17 protein-coding genes and 1 pseudogene are annotated in these 18,984 nt (G+C 47.8%); 9 read left to right on the top strand and 9 right to left on the bottom strand.

Going from position 1 to position 18,984, the window contains the following annotated elements:
* Window positions 1–80: 80 nt before the first annotated feature.
* The 3 genes from AC58UX_RS12120 to AC58UX_RS12110 all read right to left on the bottom strand — a co-directional run bounded on the left by AC58UX_RS12120 (window position 81) and on the right by AC58UX_RS12110 (window position 3,360).
* On the bottom strand, window positions 81–1,112 hold the full coding sequence (locus AC58UX_RS12120) for a BMP family lipoprotein (protein ID WP_497252838.1): 1,032 nt from the start codon (window positions 1,110–1,112) through the stop codon (window positions 81–83).
* Window positions 1,113–1,370: 258 nt separating this feature from the next.
* On the bottom strand, window positions 1,371–1,928 hold the full coding sequence (locus AC58UX_RS12115) for an MFS transporter (RefSeq protein WP_497252836.1): 558 nt from the start codon (window positions 1,926–1,928) through the stop codon (window positions 1,371–1,373).
* Window position 1,929: 1 nt separating this feature from the next.
* Complete coding sequence (locus AC58UX_RS12110; protein WP_497252834.1) at window positions 1,930–3,360, bottom strand: FAD-binding oxidoreductase; 1,431 nt, start codon at window positions 3,358–3,360, stop codon at window positions 1,930–1,932.
* A 159-nt stretch (window positions 3,361–3,519) separates the two neighbouring features.
* Between AC58UX_RS12110 and AC58UX_RS12105 the strand changes: the two genes are divergently transcribed.
* From AC58UX_RS12105 to AC58UX_RS12085, 5 genes are all read left to right on the top strand, one after another.
* A complete protein-coding gene (locus tag AC58UX_RS12105; protein WP_497252832.1) occupies window positions 3,520–3,747 on the top strand; it encodes a hypothetical protein in 228 nt (75 codons plus the stop codon).
* Window positions 3,748–3,873: 126 nt separating this feature from the next.
* Entirely contained in the window at window positions 3,874–4,539 is a 666-nt protein-coding gene (locus tag AC58UX_RS12100; RefSeq protein WP_497252830.1) for a TVP38/TMEM64 family protein, read from the top strand.
* Window positions 4,540–4,568: 29 nt separating this feature from the next.
* On the top strand, window positions 4,569–5,273 hold the full coding sequence (locus tag AC58UX_RS12095; protein ID WP_497252828.1) for a phosphatase PAP2 family protein: 705 nt from the start codon (window positions 4,569–4,571) through the stop codon (window positions 5,271–5,273).
* A gap of 128 nt (window positions 5,274–5,401) precedes the next feature.
* Complete coding sequence (locus AC58UX_RS12090) at window positions 5,402–6,064, top strand: class I SAM-dependent methyltransferase (protein ID WP_497252826.1); 663 nt, start codon at window positions 5,402–5,404, stop codon at window positions 6,062–6,064.
* Between the two features lie 138 nt (window positions 6,065–6,202).
* Window positions 6,203–7,234, top strand: coding sequence for an LLM class flavin-dependent oxidoreductase (locus AC58UX_RS12085; protein ID WP_497252824.1), 1,032 nt, complete (start codon window positions 6,203–6,205; stop codon window positions 7,232–7,234).
* A 36-nt stretch (window positions 7,235–7,270) separates the two neighbouring features.
* Here the strand turns inward: AC58UX_RS12085 and yxiS are convergent, their stop codons facing one another.
* Complete coding sequence (gene yxiS / locus AC58UX_RS12080; protein WP_497252822.1) at window positions 7,271–7,579, bottom strand: protein YxiS; 309 nt, start codon at window positions 7,577–7,579, stop codon at window positions 7,271–7,273.
* A 116-nt stretch (window positions 7,580–7,695) separates the two neighbouring features.
* On the opposite strand from yxiS, the gene infC reads away from it, so the two are divergent.
* Window positions 7,696–8,184, top strand: coding sequence for a translation initiation factor IF-3 (gene infC, locus AC58UX_RS12075; RefSeq protein WP_497252820.1), 489 nt, complete (start codon window positions 7,696–7,698; stop codon window positions 8,182–8,184).
* A gap of 295 nt (window positions 8,185–8,479) precedes the next feature.
* Here infC and AC58UX_RS12070 read toward each other — a convergent pair.
* Window positions 8,480–9,298, bottom strand: a pseudogene (locus AC58UX_RS12070) (C39 family peptidase).
* 230 nt (window positions 9,299–9,528) lie between these two features.
* Between AC58UX_RS12070 and AC58UX_RS12065 the strand changes: the two are divergent.
* Window positions 9,529–10,776 (top strand): M48 family metallopeptidase, encoded by a 1,248-nt coding sequence (locus AC58UX_RS12065; protein ID WP_497252818.1) that lies wholly within the window; start codon window positions 9,529–9,531, stop codon window positions 10,774–10,776.
* A 71-nt stretch (window positions 10,777–10,847) separates the two neighbouring features.
* On the opposite strand, the gene AC58UX_RS12060 is transcribed toward AC58UX_RS12065, so the two are convergent.
* The 4 genes from AC58UX_RS12060 to AC58UX_RS12045 form a co-directional block, all read right to left on the bottom strand.
* The gene (locus AC58UX_RS12060; RefSeq protein WP_497252816.1) at window positions 10,848–11,990 is read right to left on the bottom strand and encodes a virulence factor; all 1,143 of its coding nucleotides are present in this window, start codon (window positions 11,988–11,990) and stop codon (window positions 10,848–10,850) included.
* Window positions 11,991–12,137: 147 nt separating this feature from the next.
* Window positions 12,138–12,725 (bottom strand): guanylate kinase, encoded by a 588-nt coding sequence (locus tag AC58UX_RS12055; RefSeq protein WP_497252814.1) that lies wholly within the window; start codon window positions 12,723–12,725, stop codon window positions 12,138–12,140.
* A gap of 155 nt (window positions 12,726–12,880) precedes the next feature.
* Window positions 12,881–14,881, bottom strand: coding sequence for a DEAD/DEAH box helicase (locus AC58UX_RS12050; protein ID WP_497252812.1), 2,001 nt, complete (start codon window positions 14,879–14,881; stop codon window positions 12,881–12,883).
* A gap of 212 nt (window positions 14,882–15,093) precedes the next feature.
* Window positions 15,094–15,789 (bottom strand): YhcN/YlaJ family sporulation lipoprotein, encoded by a 696-nt coding sequence (locus tag AC58UX_RS12045; RefSeq protein WP_497252810.1) that lies wholly within the window; start codon window positions 15,787–15,789, stop codon window positions 15,094–15,096.
* A 279-nt stretch (window positions 15,790–16,068) separates the two neighbouring features.
* On the opposite strand from AC58UX_RS12045, the gene coxB reads away from it, so the two are divergent.
* Together coxB and ctaD are read left to right on the top strand one after the other, a co-directional pair.
* Entirely contained in the window at window positions 16,069–17,085 is a 1,017-nt protein-coding gene (gene coxB, locus AC58UX_RS12040) for a cytochrome c oxidase subunit II (protein ID WP_497252808.1), read from the top strand.
* Between the two features lie 66 nt (window positions 17,086–17,151).
* Window positions 17,152–18,984 carry a cytochrome c oxidase subunit I gene (gene ctaD / locus AC58UX_RS12035; RefSeq protein ID WP_497253644.1) on the top strand — a complete coding sequence of 611 codons (1,833 nt, stop codon included), beginning with the start codon at window positions 17,152–17,154 and terminating at the stop codon, window positions 18,982–18,984.

Below are 18,984 nucleotides of genomic sequence, written 5' to 3'. Positions count from 1 at the left end.
CTCTACCTAGACATGAGGAAACTGCTTACGTCGCCGTAAACAGTCTCCAAGTCAAACCTATGTGATTAACATACTGATGATTATTTTACTGGATTTTCTACTTTTACTTTACCAGAAACGATATCATCACGTATAGCTTTTACCTTCGTTACAACAGCTTGTCCAACAAATGGGCTAAGTGCTGATTTTGTTTCTCTCGTTACGAATGTAAGACCAACGCCATCTTCTTTTAAGCCGTAGTCAACAGCACCGAATTTAAACGTGCCGTTTACGAAATCTTTTACTGTTTGATAAGCAACTGCATCTGTACCTTTCAATTGGGAAAGGACGATATGCTCTGGATCTGTTACCGTGCGGTCAATATCTTGTCCGGAAGTGAAGAAGCCTTTTTCTTTCGCTGCTTCAAACACACCAAGATCACCTACAGCTGATGCGCCTGCGATGAAGTCTGCGCCTTGAGAGAATTGAGTCAACGCCAATTCTTTCGCTTTAGCTGGATCTGTGAAGCTTCCTACATAGTTAACGATAAATTTAGCATTTGGATTTGTGGATTTCAAACCTTCTTGGAAGCCAACTGTATATTTCTTAATAAGTGGGATGTCTACGGCTGCAACCATACCTACAACGTTTTTCTTTGTAGCTAGACCAGCTGCTGCTCCAAGCAAGTAAGCTGCTTCGTGCTCGCGGAATACAACGCTGCGAACATTCGGAAGATCAACGACAGTGTCAATGATCGCAAAGGATTTTTTAGGGTTTTCAGTAGCTACTTTCTTAAGCGCATCTTCCGCTGTGAAAGAGCTTGTGATGATCAAATCATAGTTATCAGCAACTGCAGCGCGCAAGTTTTGCTCAATCGCGCTCGCATCAGCGGATTCTACGGTTTTAACTGTCACACCAAATTCTTTGCTAGCTTTCTTTACGCCTTCATCCATTTGTGAGAAGAACGGGTTCACACCGATTTTCTCTGGCGTAATCAGAATAATCTTCTTATCTGATTTGGCTGCCGCTGCTGGCGCGCCGGATGCTGCAGGTGAAGCTGTGTCTGTCTTTGCTGCCCCACAGCCTGTTAGTAAAACAGTTGCGGCAAGAACTGAAAATATCGCTTTTTTCATGATGTGTTTCTCTCCTCTATATCTAATATGAATTTATGTAACCGATGACTGTGTTTATATCCTACTAAAAAAGTCGGATATAGTCAAAGGAATTGTTTTTCAATTCGACAAAATCAAACATTTTTCTACAAAGATAATTGCCCAACGGTTATTATACTAAATTGCAAGATCACAATCCATAAGAATTACTTGGCAACTGTGAACAAAGGGAAAACCTTCAAAACCGCAAGGCAGCGGTCATGAAGGTTCTTTCAGTAGCTATGAAAGTGTATGTTTCTCGGCTGTGCGATTACGCATTCGAAGCGTCATCCACGCACTCCAGCCATAAAGTCCCGCACTCATGTAAAACAACACATCGATCGTCAGCCAATCAATGATATAACCGCCGAGAAGTACGGCAAATCCGGAGGATACCGATGTCCAGAAGTGATAATTACCGAGCGTATCGCCACGTTGTCCAGTCGTGGTTCCATCCGCGAGTAATCCGCGCTCGCTCATCTTCTGCATAGCGTTGCATACACCCATGAAAGCTTGGATGAGCAGGACGAAGACGTATGAAGGAATCCAAGGGAAGACGAGCATCGCTGCCATCATGCCGAATGAACTAACGGCCATTAGCTTGATTGAGCCGTGATCTACGAGCTTACCCAGCCATAGGGCGGATGCTGCAGAGCTGATGGTGAATACAGCAAAAGCGAGGCCGTATGCCGAGTACGTACTGCCGAGATTTTTCAAAAACAATAAATAATACGGATAAATCATCCCTGCCGCCAATGTCGCTAAGCTTTGAGCTCTAATGAGCAGTCGAACATTCAACTTAACGCCCCCTATAATCGTCATAAAATTGATTCATAAAAACATGCTGCGGGTCCCATTTGTCTTTGGCTTGGAAGAAGGCTTCCGCTTTAGGATAAATCGTCTGGAACTGCAGGGCTGATGGGAAGGGAGCATAGGGCAAATAATAGGAGCCACCCAAAGGAATTAATTGATCGATGATCCGCTGAATGCCTTTCGTCATACGAGCTTGCGCCGCTTCACTCAGCGGGGTGTTGAACAGACACACGAGGGCGAACATGTCACTTTTGGCATACGACAGTGCTGCTTCCTCATCATGATTAACGTAACGAACGGTAATATTTAATAGGTTTAACTGTTCCTCTTGCAGGATGGGTTTCATGTTGTTAACAAACGCCGCAAAATGTTCCACGGGAATGAAATATTCTTGTAGGAGATCATTTTTGGTAGCTGAACTATAGTCCATGAAGTCAGATTCAGAGCGCATCGCATTGTTACGAGATAGCAGCGAACTCCTTCCGACGAGGAAATATTGCTGTAAGTCCCAGAACGCATTTTTCGCCCAATCGAAGGAGCGATTGAGACCAAATAATAGCTTCAAAGGCAGGACAAAGCTGTCTTTTTCCTTTAATTTATTGTAATCAGTGATGGGGAGATCAGGCCGTGAAGTGTAATTCGAAGCATACATTTCGGTTAGGAAGGAATCCGGCGCGATCGAAATCCGTGCGAGATGCATGTGGATATCGGGATTTTTTTTAACCTGGTTAAGAAAATAATCCGTATACGTTTCTGTTGTCATCGTGTCAGTCGTCATCGCGTACACTTCATCCTCTGTTAGCGACAAGGTGACATCTAAAATGACACCGAATAAGCCATAGCCACCTAGGGCTAGTGGGAATAGCTCCGCGTTTTCAGCGCGTGAAACATTCCGTGTTTGGCCTTCAGCGCCTAAAAGTCGGAAGGATTCGACGGAACTGATGAGAGAGCCGTTGCGAATGTCACGGCCGTGTGCATTAACCGAGATCGAGCCTCCGATGGTAAAAATGTTTTGCGACTGCATCGTCTTCACCGCAAGCCCGTACGGGTTAATGTACTTTTGCACATCGGCCCAAGTGGCCCCGGACTGAACGGTAATCGTCCTTGCCTTTTCATCAAAGGCCAGAACCTTGTTAAACGGCGTCATATCCAGCACAATAGCGTCCTTGTAATAGGTGTGACCGCCTTGACTGTGCCGCTGGCCAGCAATGGAAATTTTGAGCCCGTTCTCGCGGGCTTCCTGTACAATCTCTTGAAGCTGCTGGACTTCTTTGCTTGGAATGACGCGCTCAATCTTCACGGGTCGAAGCTTACTGTAATCCGATCGTAGGAAGGGATCTTCTCCAGCGACAAAGGTACTCGCATACTGCCAGAGGCATAACGCAATTAATAGCAGCAAAACGACAATCTTCTTCATGTGCGCATCTCCCAACTTGTTGGATTTAACAACGTTTGCGGGGCTTGACGCCATCGAAAGGAATGACCTAAATTATTCCTATAGTGTAAGTTCACACCTTTTGTTGTGTCAATCAAAATGAAGTGACGTTTAGCCAAGCGCGAAGGGGAGGTGCTTTTCATGAGTTTACGAATAAAACTGGCATTTGGAGCAGCAGCGTTATCCTGTATTAGCTTCTTCTTTTCGATGTTTCTAGTCCTGGTTTTTCTCGTGGTAGGTATCGTGTTAAGTGCTAGTCATTATAAAAACAAGCATGCGAAATGGGCCTTAGTATCAAATCTATTCGTTGGCGCTTTATATGTAGCATTTTTTATTTATTTGTTTAGGAACTTTACTTCGATTGATTAGGGGATTCCCGTGGAATACCCAAGTCTCTCGCGAAGTTGATATCGAGTAATATATTTGTGTAAGATGGAGGGAAAGATCCGTCTGCAACAATTGGGAATGGAATTAGGGGTATGAAGGAGGCGAGCCATGGCGCGTTCAAAGCCGCTTTGGTTGCTAATTAGTTGGTTTGTTGTTGCCATTCTGGGGTTGTTGATATTGAAATGGACAGGTGTTTGGAAGCACGTGGATCTGAATTGGGTCACGAGATGGCTGCGTGATTTAGGCCCGCTAGGCGGACTGCTGTATATCCTGGCGTATACACTCAGGCCGTTAGTCTTGTTTCCGGCAACACCTTTGACCCTCTATGGGGGGTATGTATTTGGTGCATTTTGGGGGACGGTTTACGATATTATCGGTGCGGGTGCAGGTGCATTACTGTCATTCTACATAACAAGAAGATGGGGCCGCGGCAGCTTTCAACGCATTTTACGAAGTCCAAAGCTGTTATCGTTCGATCAAAAAGCAGAGGAAAAAGGCTTCATGGTCGTGCTCTATATGCGGCTTATGCCTTTCTTTCCTTTTGATGGGATCAGTTATGGGGCTGGCTTATCGAAAATCCGCTTCTGGGACTATACGTGGGCTACGTTTATCGGGATTATTCCTGGAGCCATTGTGTACAACGTATTTGGCGCTTCCTTAAATGATATATGGTCATGGAAGTTTCTCGGCGCCGTAGCGATGTATGCTGTTTTTGCTATCGTTCCACTGATGATAAAGAAAAGACAAGACCGCAAAGTGCGCCAAGCAGCGTAAAAGTAGAAGCCGTGGGAGGCATGGAAAAGATGAAGGGGAACGTTGTTGCAAGGGATTTGGCATGGAGTTTTGGGGGAGCAGGTGCTCTGCTCCTTATTTTTATTGTGTTGTCGCAGAGCTTTACGGGGAAATGGCTGCAAGCCTTCGATCAACATGTAAGCGAGTACATCCAAGCGCAGAGAGGTGATCTATGGACGGCTGTTGCGAAAGTATTCGCCTTCATGGGAAGTGGGGAGACGGAATTTATTCTCTTTTTTCTGATTGGAGCAGTTCTCATCTTTAAATTCAAGCATAAGTGGGAAACACTTGTTTTTTTCATCGGTGTGCTTGGCGCTTGGCTTTTGAACACAGTACTTAAAAAGCTTATAGAGCGCGACCGTCCATCCGCAGATACATGGTTAGTCGAGGTCGATGGATTTAGCTTCCCGAGCGGACATGCCATGGTTTCCATTCTTTTCTATGGGCTGCTTGCTTATTTGTTATGGGTGAATGTGCGTCAAACGTGGCGAGCAGCGTGGTGGATACCAACGTTAGCTGCTTTCGTTATTATCTGTATTGGACTTAGTCGTATTTACCTCGGAGTTCATTACCCAAGTGACGTGCTGGCGGGCTACTCGGTCGGAGCTATTGTGCTTATCGGTTGTGTGCATGCGGTTCGGACGATTAGACAGCGCAAAGATAGCCGAAATACGGTTAACCATTTGAATCGTAATAGCCATCGAATTTCCCAGTAAATATACATCCTTGGTGTGTACATAGGAGATGTCTTTTTAAGAAGGAAAGTAGACATTTATGGAGAATACACATCTGAGTTGGAATGAATTCCCAATGTTTTCGATGACAATAGGAATGGGGAAAAGATATGGATGCCTACACATCACGCTTTTTTACTTATGAGGATACGAAGAATCAAGACATCTTTTATCGTTTGCCTGATCACTGGTGGAGCAGACATTATGAATACATTTGGGCTTCCCAATTTGTTGGAAAAGATGACATTGTGCTCGATGCCGCATGTGGCTTAGGTCATCCATTTAAATACTACCTCACAGATAAGTGTAAAGCAGTGTACGCTTGCGACATGGATGAACGTATTTTAGACCACAACGAAATTATGAAAGAGCTGGAATATTATATTGGGAAAGAGCATATAGATCAAATTAACCATTCTGCTCTAAGTATGCCTACTTTCTCGATTGCTGACATTTCCAAATTGCCATATGAAGACGGTATGTTCGATGTGGCATTCTGTATTTCCGTTATGGAGCATGTCGATACAGAGGTGCAGTTTCGTGCCCTTAAAGAATTTAAGCGAGTTCTCAAAGATCAGGGGAAAATGATTATTACCGTTGATTATCCAGACGTTCATATTGAGCAATTTTTAAGTTTGATTGATGATGCGGGGCTGCAATTAGTCGGAGATCGTAATTTTACCTTGCCAGAGAATGCCATTACTTCTGACTATTATGGCAGCGACTTATGGTGCATTCGATTTGTATTGGAAAAAAATAAGCGCATAACATGACTACCACGATAACAACTCGCCACCCGTATGAAACTCAGGACAACGCCACTTTGGTTTGTCCTTTTTTCTTTTGCGGGCTGGGCGTTGTATAATTATCATCAGTATCATCTGCAGACACCATAGAAAGAAGGGATGATTATGCTGAAGCTAAGTATTCTTGATCAGTCACCGGTATCATCCGGATTTACCCATAGTGAGGCATTACAACAAACGATTGCGCTCGCGCAGCTCGCTGACCGTCTCGGCTACACCCGATTCTGGGTGTCGGAGCATCATAACTCAGCAGGGCTTGCCGGTTCCTCGCCAGAGGTATTATTATCCACGCTGGCTGCTCGCACAAGCCGTATTCGGCTTGGCTCCGGCGGCGTGCTGCTGCCCCATTACAGCTCCTACAAGGTCGCTGAAAATTTCCGCATGCTCGAGGCGCTGTATCCCGGGCGCATCGATCTAGGCATCGGGCGTGCGCCCGGCGGCACGCCGCATACGGCCAAGGCGCTGCGTGGCGTCAGCGCCGATCTGTTCGAGGGACTGGAGCGGTTCCCGGCGCAAGTCACGGATCTGCTGCGGTTCCTCACCGACTCGGTGGAACCAGGGCACGTGTTCGAGGGCATCCGCGCCACCCCATTGGTGGCCTCGATGCCCCAGGTGTGGCTGCTCGGCTCCACCGGGCAGAGCGGGGTGTATGCGTCGCAGGCAGGCGCAGCCTTCTGCTTCGCGCACTTCATCAACGGCGCGGGAGGCCAGCATGCGGTGCGCAGCTACCGCAGCTCGTTCCAGCCGTCGGCGCTCAATGTCGTGCCGCAGGCGACGGTCTGTATTTATGTGCTGTGCGCCGAAACGTCAGCGGAGGCGGAGGAGCTTGCGGCCTCGATCGATTTGCGTATTCTGCAAATGGAAAAAGGCGAGTTCACCGGAGTGAAATCGCCGAAGGAAGCAGCGGAATACGTGTATTCCGATTGGGATCAGACGCGCGTGCGGGATAACCGCTCTCGGATGATCGTGGGAAATCCCGGCGAAGTCAGAGATCAGCTGCGTCGACTTGCCGAAAGCTATGGGGTTGACGAAGTCATGATCGTCGCCGGCGGCCACCAAGTCGAAACGAGACTGCGGACGGTGGAGTTGTTGGCGGAAGCTTTTGAACTCAGCCATCAGCACAGTTACGTGATATAGGTAAGGGGAGCGCTGCTTGGAAGGATATTCGATCGCTTAGCGATGGCGCTTCGGTCGTTTATCGATTTCCTGCGTTACAATGAACGCAAGCTCTTCATTGCCAAAGAGCGAAAGCACGCCAAGCAACGTGTCATCCGGCACCTCGCCGGCTTCCTCTTTAGGTACCGTTAATTCTAGCGCTTTCTGTAAGGCCTCGTTATTCGGTTGGTCTGGATAGGCACTATGATATAGTGCTGCGGGGTCTAGATCATGGTTAATACACCATTGAGCAAACACCAAAATCATCATATGCTCTTCACGCTTGTAATTTTCGATCATTTGTTCTTCTAATTGTTTATTATTCATCGGGTAACAGACATCTCCTTATACAACCTCTATACAGCACACGGAAAAATACAACCAACCTCAATCGACTTACCGGTGGATGGGTTCATTATAGCGAAAGATTAGGTGTATTCACAATGATAATTAAGAATGAGAAAATAAAAGCGTCCGAAGTTCATCTCACAGGACTGCAGGGTGAGGACCTCGGTGTGATGTCGACGAAAGAAGCGCTGGCGCTAGCTAAAAAGCTAAAAGTCGACCTCGTCTGCACCTCGCTCATGAGCAGTCCGCCGCCTTGCAAGCTGATCGGAGCGGGCGCAGCCAAGCAGGAGGCCTTGCAGGAAAAGCAGCAGGCACGGAAGCAAGAGCAAGGCCCGAAAGTCAAAGAGCTTCGCTTGACGGCGAACATCGAAGATCACGATCTCGAGACGAAGCGCCAGCAGGCGGAGCGCATTCTGAAGGGCGGGGACGCTGTCCTGCTAGTCGTGAAGATCTCTGGCAAGGAAGGCGCGAAAGCGAAGGAACTGCTTGAAACGCTAGTGAAGGAGCTGGGCTCCCACGGCAAAAAGCACACAGGCATCCAACTAAGCGGCAAGCAAGCTGCGGTTCAGTTGGATCCTTTGTAAGCGAAACATGGACAACCTATAGGTTGTTCATGTTTTTTTGGTACAGCTACTTCATACTTCACATACTCTCTCTCTTCCGCTTTTCTCAAAAATGCAAAAATACAACCTTTTCTACTAATTTAGCGTCGAAATTGGAAAATGCGTGCAAATAGGCAACTTTTTTAACGAATTTCAAAAGAATTTCCTCAAATCGCTCTAAATTGATGCCTATTTGCATCAATGTTCAATTACGGAAGGGAAACCTGATCGAAAAGTGCTCTTTTGCATTTTTGAAATTCCACAAGCTCATTAGCCACTATCCGATAATCGTGATAGCCTGAGACCCCATGAGCTCCCAAGCCTCTTTAAAAGCATCCAATGGGTAAGACTCTTGCTTACCTGTCATGGGGTCGTTCATATAGGCGTAATCGTCGTCCCACCCGATGAGCAAAAGGGCATGCTCAGGCTGATACCACGGAACCAGCTCCCCGGTCTCGTCCTCCCATTCCAAATCTAGATAAGGGGTATCCATATGCTCCGTTGCTCAAATCATGGCAGGGCTGCCTTCTGCGATGACGCCAAGCAAATCGTCAAAGGACGTTCCTGTCAGATCGCGGATGTGACCTGGCAACCACTGATTCAACAGCTTCGCGATGGGGGTATGATAAATCCCGTAGCCGACATCAAACGGATCGCCAACGAACACATCTTTGGGATTCGCGCCAACGAAGGCTCCGTATTCATTCTCGTAGGGCATGTCCCCGGTTGGCAGGGCGTGAGCTACTTCTTCTTTGCTTATCGGCAGTCCAGCCCAATTCAGCAGCATCGTCGCTGCGACAGCCTCACATCCATTTGGCAGCTCAGGCAGCTGGGAGAGGGCGGGAACTGTATGGATTTTAAAATGATGCTCGGTTGGCGTAGTGGCTGCAGTTTCAGATGACGTTGTACTAGATATGGATAGCGTTTCCACTATTGCTGCTTCAAAAGAAGCATTGTTTGCCGTGGGAGTAACCGAAATAGCAGGTGGGGCAGTAGAAGTAGATACGGGACTAGTTAAAAGGAAAGAAGGCGTCGGCGAAGCGACAGGTCTATTCGTGGAGTTAGTTTCTAGGTTCCCTTGAAAGAGTAGAATCATCGTAAAGCTGACTACTGTCAGCGTAAGAAGTGTGAGCCATTTTTTCATATCGCACGTCCGTTCCTGTCGATGTTTTTATTACATCATGGCTTGCCAGAGAAAGCAATACATCGCATCCGAAATATGCCCATAGACACATACCACGCTCCTCTGCTCGCATAGACTAGGTAAACAAGCATGTCTAAGAACTTAATCGGTGAAAATATGAGGACCTAACGTGGAGGCATGAAATGAGACGTTTTTATATGTGGTGTGCAGCTGTTTTTGTTTGTTACACAGCGGTTGTGTTGGCCTATTTTTTAAAAGGCGATATATTTCAAATTCCTGCGACGCTAGTGGGAACCGCAGCTGATCCGAATATGTTTATGACCCATGCAGAGATTGCCAAAGCGGAGACACTTTCTCGGATTCATTCTTTAACCTTCTTCTTAAGCGCTCCCTTGCAAATGGGGGTGACAGTAGCCTTATTCGGCATCGCCGTGAGCTTCCGTCAACTCGCGGAGAAAGTATTCCGAGCTTCTTTCCTGCAAATGCTTCTTTTTGTGGTTCTATTTATGCTCGTTATGGACGTGCTATTTCTTCCGATTGATGTCTTTTTGTTTAAAATCGATCAAGCCTACGGCATCTCAAATGAGACGCCTATCGTTTTTCTTAAAGATTTTGCAAAAACGTTCCTCATTGATATCGTGGGTACGGTCTTAATGGTAGGGATTTTTAGATGGATCAGTAAGTGGAGCCCTAAGCGGTGGTGGGTATGGCTATGGTCAATTTCGATCCCCTTGATCTTATTTGTAACCTTTATTCAGCCTGTCGTGTTAGACCCGTTGTACAATGATTTTCAGCCACTTCAAAATCAGGAGCTGAAAGCGCAAATTCTTGAACTTGCGGCCAAATCACACATTCCGACGGATCAAGTTTACGAAGTCAACATGTCAGAGAGGACGAATGCGATTAACGCCTATGTGAATGGCATTGGTGGGAATGCGCGCATTGTGCTGTGGGATACGATATTGAACAAACTGCAGCCGGACGAGATCTTGACTGTGATGGCACATGAGATGGGGCATTACGTTGAACGCCATATCTATTGGGGAATCGCCTATGGTGTAGCCATTAGTTTCGTCGGCTTTTGGCTGGCCTTTCATGCGTACCGTTTGATTTTGCAGCGTTGGGGGTCACTGTGGGGAATGCGCGGGGAGCGGGATTTAGCCGCATTACCGATTCTGTTGCTGCTCGTTTCGCTCATGAGCTTCGTCTCGGCACCAGCGCAAAACGCTTTCTCCAGGGTGATCGAGCACCGAGCAGATGTCTATGCGATGCAAATGACGGGAGATGGGCAGGCGGCGATTCGCGCTTTTCAGCAAATCGCGCTGGAAAATCTCAGCCCCGTTACCCAGCCTAAGCTGGTGCAATGGTTCCGCGGCTCTCATCCAACGATCGTGGAGAGAATCGTGTATCTCGAGCAGTTTACGAAGTAACGCTAGTCTAAAAAGAAAGCACGAATGCGCACCTACACTTGTAGGAGGCATTCGTGCTTTTTGCCATAGGATCAGTCGTTTCTGCGCGTCATCTGCTGCCAAACAGAGCCCTCAGCGGCGTGGCCGCCTTCGATCCGTTCAAGAGCAATCTTGACCTGCATCCGCACCTCGAATTCGGGGTCGTCTGCCGCTTGCTTCAAATCATTGAGCACGGTGTGGTCACCGACTTCGTAGAGGAACCGCGCCGCTCGCCAGCGGACGAGCTTGTTGCGGTCCTTGAGCGCCTTGGCCATGGCCGGCATGGCGGCAGGATCCCCGAGGTCGGACAGCGTATCGCCAGCCGTCCGACGCACAGATGGTGTATCGTCCTCAAGGGCACGATACAGATAGGGCAGTACCTCGGGTTCCTTGATGTCCCCGAGGTACACTGTAGCCAGTCGCCGAAGCGACGTGTTCTCGTCCTGCAGCGCATGGACGAGAAGGGGCAGCGTTTCCAGCGACGGCTGGATCTTCTGAAGCGCGGCGTATCGCAGCTTCCAGTCGCTTTGTCGCAGCTGCTCCGCGGCTGCGGCAAGGTCCCCTGTGGCGGTGGCCTCCTCCACAGGGGCATCTGTCGTCTCCTGCATCGCGCTGGAGACCAGCTCTTCGATGCGGGCATCGTCGTAAGAAGCGTCCAGTTCCTGGACGACTTCGCCCGCGATGTCCCCCAGCTCGCCGTAGCGGACGCCGAGCTCCTCGAGCTTCCGCTCTTTGATCAGGTTCGGCGAAGCCGTACCTGCACGCACCGCGGCCTGTGTGAAGCGCTCCGGCATGGCGACGCGCGCTTCTTCAGCGCCTGCGCGCACCCTCACCTGGAGCGGAATGCCGCGAAACATCTGCACGAGCACCTGCGCTTCGCCAAACGCGGCTTCTGCCGCGGGTTGCTCGGTTGGCAATCCAGCGCTAGCCGCGCCCGGGGCTTCGCCGTAAATCTCGCGCGCCTGCGCGAGAATGAACTGCCAGTCACCTTTTGAGCTGCGGTCTACCGCGATGAAGTCGGCTGCGTGAAACACGCTGATAACGCCGGACACAGCGAGTAATTTTTGTACTTCTAGAGGCGCGTCGCCAAGATTTTTTTTCGTATACGTTTCTCGCACACTGGCCGGTAAGGACTCATCCATGTTAAGCTTCATCGAATTCGGGCTAGGTGTAGGCTCGATGGAAATGATTTTCATAACGTTCAACTCCTTAGTAGGAACGGACGAAGTACGACTTCGCCGTTCATTGAGAAAAAGGCCCGGACGGGAAGCGTCCAGGCCTTTTATCGGCAGCTAGTGCCCTAGTTTTTCATTTAAGTCTAAGTGGATCATACCCTTCGATCTCTAGTCTAGGTCAACTAGGTTCCGATTTAAATAGTGATCCAATGTTTTGGTAAGATCAAATACCGTATGAGCCAAGTCCACATTTTCAAAAACATGATCACATTGGTCACGGTAGGCTAATTCATTTTCGTAATCAGACAAGTATTTGGACGCGATTTCTTCCGAATCGCCGCTTTCCTTCATCCGTTCTTCAAGTGTGTCCCTCTGGGCATAAATGAAGATCTGGACAACGTGGTCGCCATACAGCTTTTTGAGCGTCTCGGCGCCGAAGCGATTTAAGATCAAGTAGATGCTGCCGCTTTGCTGGAACATGAGCTCAATATCTGCGCTCTTGATTCCATATAGATGGTCATTAACGGTGCTAACCTCAATAAATTCGCCGCCAGCTTGTGCTTGAACAAATTGAGCGGGAGAGATGAAATGATAATCTTGACCATCTTCCTCTGTCGGTTTCGGAGGTCGTGTGGTGTACGAAATCACTTGTTTCATCCCGAGCGTAGAGCCGGACATTTCCGCAACGGTTTTACGACCAGCCCCGTGTGGGCCAGTGAATACAAAAATCATTTCCTTATCCTTTAATGCGTACATGGAACATACCTCCTTTGATTGGATGGGGGGTAAATCCTACGTGCGAGCACGGGTTGAAACGATTTTTGGATCTGTGGAAAATTAATTAACCATACCTATAGTTTACAACGTTAGGCTTCATCGGTAAAGACTTGCATGAAATCGCTTCATTTCTTTTAACGTTTTCCGCCGCCGCCGCGAGTGCCTCTAGGTGCAGCTCCACGACCGCCGCCTTGCCCGCCGCGCGGGCTACTTGGTCTGTCGCCGCGAGGCGCGCCGCCGCGTGCTCCGAAGCTGTCGCCACGAGGTGCTGCGCCACGCGCACCACGCTCATCACTCCGCCCGCGAGGTGCTGCGCCAGTGCGAGCGCTGAAGCCCTCCCCGCGAGGCGCACCGCCAGTGCGAGCGCCGAAGCCCTCACCGCGAGGTGCTGCGCCAGTGCGAGCGCCGAAGCCTTCGCCGCGAGGCGCTGCGCCACCGCGAGCTGCGTCGCCACGGCCCTTGCCGCCGCGAAGTGTGCGAGATGCGCTAGCCGCGTCCTCACGACCTGCGCCAGCGTACTTGTTGTATGGCGAGTAAGACTTATCGCCATGTGGAGCAGAACGTTTGCGTTCTGCTCCTTCTCCGCCGCCGCTGTACGAACCAGTTACGCGTGCTTTCGCAGCGTTCATGTTCGCACCGCGTGCTGGAGCTGAATTCGTCGTTGCCGCTTCGTGGACGACTGTTGCACGACCCCATGTATTCGGATTGCGTTCCGAATTCACTTTTGCAGGTCTCTCACCGGTACGTGCTGACCCAGCTGCACCGCCGCGTGAACCAAATTTGTCACTTTTGCCACCGCCAAAGCCCGTTTTCCGCTCGCTGCCGTATTGCATATTCGAACGATCTCCGCGCAATTCACGTGCACCAGGTCTTCCAGCACGTCCGCCGCTGCGTTGTTCAGGCGCACCGCCACGGTCATTGCGTCTGCCACCGCGTGAAGAAGCGCCAGTCCCACCTTTACGAGCAGACCCTCTGCCTTCAGGCTGAGCGTAGTCCTCCGTATTGGAACGAACAACGCGACGTTGCTGTCCATCGGCTCCGCGCAATGACATTTTGATTCCTTTTTCAATCAACTCGATCGTTGGCATATCTCGTTGTGTAGCGAAGGTTACAGCAACACCTGACTCTCCGGCACGGCCTGTTCGGCCAATTCGGTGGATGTAGCTTTCCGCATCCTGCGGTACATCATAGTTGAAGATATGCGTTACGCCTTCCACATCTAAACCGCGAGCCGCGATATCGGTAGCGACTAAGAGCTCAATACGTCCTTCTCTGAATCGTTTCATTACTTGCTCGCGTTTAGCTTGCGATAAATCCCCATGCAGCTCATCGGACATTAGCCCGATTTCTTGCAAGGTTTCATTGAGCGCAATCGCTTTGGCTTTGGTCCGACAAAAAATCATCGCAAGATAAGGTCTATACTGCTTGATTGCTGCAATGAGAGCATCTAGTTTATCACGATCCGTCGTAGGAACAAGCACCTGCTGAATTTCAGCCAAAGTGACTTGTTTACTTTGAATTTTAATTTCTTTTGCTTCCTTCATATAAGCCTTAGACAGATTGACGACTTGTTCTGGCATTGTGGCAGAGAAGAGCAGCGTTTGGCGGTAAGGGGACGTTTGCGCAATGATATCCTTAACCTCATGCAAAAAGCCCATATGCAACATTTGATCCGCTTCATCTAATACGAGTATTTTCAACTTATAGAAATTAATAGAACCGCGGCGAAGATGATCAAGCAATCTTCCCGGTGTTCCTACTACTATATGTATGTTACCTTGAAGCTTTCTAAGCTGTTTTTCTACATCTTGGCCGCCGTAGGCTGCTAGAACCTTTGCACCCGTAACCGGAGCAAGGGTTTTCAACTCATTGCTGATTTGAATCGCTAACTCACGCGTAGGCGTTAAAATAAGCGCCTGCACATCTGAGCTTTCTACATCAATGGTTTCTAATATAGGAAGCACAAAGGCAAGGGTTTTACCTGTACCTGTTTGCGCTTGTGCAATAACGTCCGATCCTTTTAAAAGTACAGGAATCGCTTCCCGTTGAATGGGGGTCGGTTCTACGACACCTTGATTTTGCAAAACTTGAACGACACTTTCTCGAATACCTAATGAGGCAAATCCATTTGACATGGGTAATTGGCCAGCTCCCTTTTTCCTTCTTTGTAAAGATGATTCCCTCATTGTACAGGAATGAAAGACAAATGAAAACAGGAGCCGCCCCACAAGTAGAAATAAACTACTTTATTAATAGAAGTTATTCGTGTTGGTTGTGCTCCAAATGGCATGGCAAGACCCCCTATTTAGAAGTAAGCTTCCTTAATAGGAGGCTGGCCCGAATCATACTAGTCGTGCGGCAACACCTGGGCAGTCCCAAACACGCGTGTAACCGTCTGATTAAAGTCTGTCAGTAACGGCATGAGGGAATGGCCCTTGAAGCTTTCCTGTGCGTAATTATTCATTTTATTAAGGAAATCGCGATTTGCGGAAATATAGACATCCATCAGATCTGGTTTAAGAACTCGTAGCTTCTCAGCAATGGCTTGTTTAAAACGATGAGAAAGCAGGTCATGATGCACCGCCGTTTCATAACTATTGTAACCTTTATTCAAATCATTAGACGGTAACGAATCATCATAGGGATTATTAGCGTTGTAGTAGCCCGCATTGGTTCCTGCATTGTTCGTTTCTTTGGTCAAGCCTTTTGTACCAATGGCGCTGCTGTCCATCATTAAGGCAACATAGGCATTCTGATTGGTAATCATAACGAAGGCTGTGTTTACTCCATCTAAGGCGTGCAATTGATCTGATAGATATTGACTGTATTCAAGCGTAGTATTGTTGTGCGTCACTGGACCGGAGAGCTGCTGAACTTGATAGGATCTTTCGTGCTGCTCCGCTTTTTCGACATGAGCGCCAAAATTCGAGCTCGTGGAGTTATCGCGATCACCTCTGTACTCTTTGCCGTTAGCACCGCATGCAGATAATGTGAGCAAGAGGAATATCATTCCATAAATCGGAAAACCTAACTTCCTGAACATCGTGAACAGACCTCCCAATGCGATTTAATGTCTATAGGATGAGATGTTTCTGGCTAATTATTCGTGTTCACAAATAAAGGCTTTTATGCATAAAGAGGTGGGTGTATGGAAATTACCATAGAGGGAAATATATCGCTACAGACCGCTGTTTAAGAACAATTTGTGAACTCTCCTACAGCGATTGACAAAAAGTTTTCACGAATTTATAGTTATTAAAGTGAATTGACATGGGCATGGCCTTCGTGGTAAAAATATTGTTTTAAAAGTGGGGTTGATACAATGAGTCAATTGAAAAAGTTCTGGCGTCTGCTACCCCTTTTAGCGGTGATGACGTTCATGCTAACTGGGTGCGGAGACCCAACCTTATCTGCTTTAGTGCCTAAGGGTCCTGTGGCGACAGAGCAGCTTTATTTAATGAAATTAAGTCTCTTTATCATGATTTTTGTCGTAATTGTCGTATTTGCGATTTATGTGTACGTTTTAGTTCGCTTTCGCAAACGTAAAGGCGACGAAAGTATTCCGAAACAAGTCGAAGGAAGTCATGTTTTGGAGATTATCTGGACGGTAATTCCAATTCTCTTGCTGTTAGTGCTTGCGGTACCAACAGTATCTTACACGTTCAAACACTCCGAGAATTACAACAAGAACAAGGACGCTATCCATGTGAAAGTCACTGCGCACCAGTTCTGGTGGCAGTTTGAATATCCAGACCTTGGTATCGCGACAGCTCAACAGCTTGTGATTCCTAAGGATAAAATCATTGCATTTGATGTTGTTTCTGCTGACGTAGCGCATGCCTTCTGGGTACCATCTCTAGGTGGTAAAGTCGATACAAACCCAGGTGTCCGTAATACGCTTTACTTGCAAGCTGATGAAATCGCAACGTTCCAAGGTAGATGTACGGAGCTTTGTGGAGCTTCACATGCTTTGATGAACTTCACCGTTGCTGCGAAGTCTGAAGCAGACTTTAATGCATGGGTTGCGAAAATGAAAGCTCCTTCAACTGTGCCTGCAACTGCACAAAAGGGCGAATCACTATTCAAAGAAAATTGCATGTCTTGTCATGCTGTTAATGCAAGCGGCCCAGGGGTTGCTCCTAACCTTAAAGGTTTCGCGGATCGCGATACACTTGCGGGCATCTTGGAAAAAACACCTGAGAACATGAGCGCATGGATACATAATCCGCAAAATCTTAAACCGGGCAATAAAATGCCAGCTTTCGGTAAAGAAGCTAACGGTAAATTAGATGACGCTCAAATTAATGATATTGTTACGTACTTACAAACATTGAAATAAACTCTTGATGTAAAGGAGGTTCATACGTTGGCTCACTCTCATCCAGTAAAAAAACATACCGGGCTTATGGATTGGCTTACAACCGTCGATCATAAGAAAATCGGTATCCTGTATTTACTAGCGGGCGGCTTCTTCTTCCTTATCGGAGGACTTGAAGCGATCTTGATTCGGATTCAACTCGCTTATCCTGATCAACAAATTTTTGTAGGCGATGCATTTAACCAATTAACAACGATGCACGGAACGACGATGATTTTCTTTGCGGCTATGCCGGTCATCTTTGCTTTCATGAATGCCATCGTTCCTCTGCAAATTGGTGCAAGGGACGTTGCGTTCCCTTTCGTTAACTCACTTGGTTTCTGGTTATTCTTCGCCGGCGGTGTGCTCATGAACACAAGTTGGTTCTTGGGCGGCGCTCCTGACGCGGGTTGGACGGGATATGCACCATTATCCTCGATCACAGACGCAGGCTGGGCACAAACGCTTGAAGGCAACGTAAGAGGTACAGACTTCTACGTGCTTGGTTTGCAAATTGCAGGTATCGGGACACTAATCGGGGGGATTAACTTCCTTGTAACGATTATCAACATGCGTGCTCCTGGTCTTACATACATGCGTATGCCTATGTTCACATGGTCTGCTTTTGTAACTTCAGGTTTGATCGTTCTTGCTTTCCCGGCAATTACAGTTGCTCTAGTTCTTCTTATGTTTGACCGTGTCTTTGGCGGAGCGATCTTCGATGCAGCCAGAGGCGGTAACAACGTACTATGGGAGCATTTATTCTGGATTTTCGGGCATCCCGAAGTTTACATTTTGATTCTTCCAGCATTCGGTATTATTTCTGAGATCGTTTCTACATTCTCGAAAAAACGTCTGTTCGGATACAGCTCCATGGTATTTGCAACAGTGCTAATTGGTTTCCTAGGCTTCATGGTTTGGGTTCACCATATGTTTACATCAGGTTTAGGCCCAGTAGCGAACTCGATCTTCGCGATTGCTACAATGGCGATTGCAGTTCCTACAGGTGTGAAAATCTTTAACTGGTTGTTCACGCTTTGGGGTGGTCAAATCCGTTTCACAACAGCGAATGTTTTCGCTACTGCTTTCATTCCAACCTTCGTAATGGGTGGAACAACAGGGGTTATGCTTGCGATTCCAGCGGCTGACTTCCAATATCATGACACGTATTTCGTAGTAGCGCATTTCCACTATGTAATCGTTGGTGGTCTAGTTCTTGGTTTGTTCTCAGGTCTTTACTACTGGTGGCCGAAAATGTTCGGTCGTATGCTGAGTGAAGGCTTAGGTAAATTGCATTTCTGGTTGTTCTTCATCGGCTTCCATTTGACATTCTTCCCGCAGCATTTCTTGGGTCTAATGGGGATGCCACGACGCGTTTATACGTATCAACCAGGATATGATCTCGAAGTTGGTAACTTAGTTTCAACAGTTGGTGCGTTCTTCATGGGTATCGGTACGTTGGTATTCATTATCAACATCATCGCTACAGCAAGAAAACCAATGACAGCTCCTGCAGATCCGTGGGATGGACGCTCCTTGGAGTGGACAATTCCTTCACCTGCACCTGAATATAACTTCAAACAAACTCCGCTTGTTCGTGGTTTGGATGCTTTCTGGAAAGAAAAAATGGCTGGTAACAAGCAAATGACGCCAGCAGAGCCAATCGGTTCGATCCACATGCCTTCCGCATCGATCTTGCCGCTTGTGATGTCTGTTGGATTGTTCATCGCTGGTTTCGGGTTTATGTACGCAAATTACTATGTAGCTGCTGCAGGTATCGTAGTTACTTTCATTGCCATGTTCTTACGTTCCGTATATGACGACCACGGTTGGCATATTGAACCAGAAGAACTGGAAAACGATAAAGGGGGTAAGGCATAG

It is taken from the genome of Paenibacillus sp. J22P90 (assembly GCF_059692195.1).
Note: the sequence above shows the minus strand (reverse complement) of the source record. Positions and strands in the feature narration are given on the sequence as shown.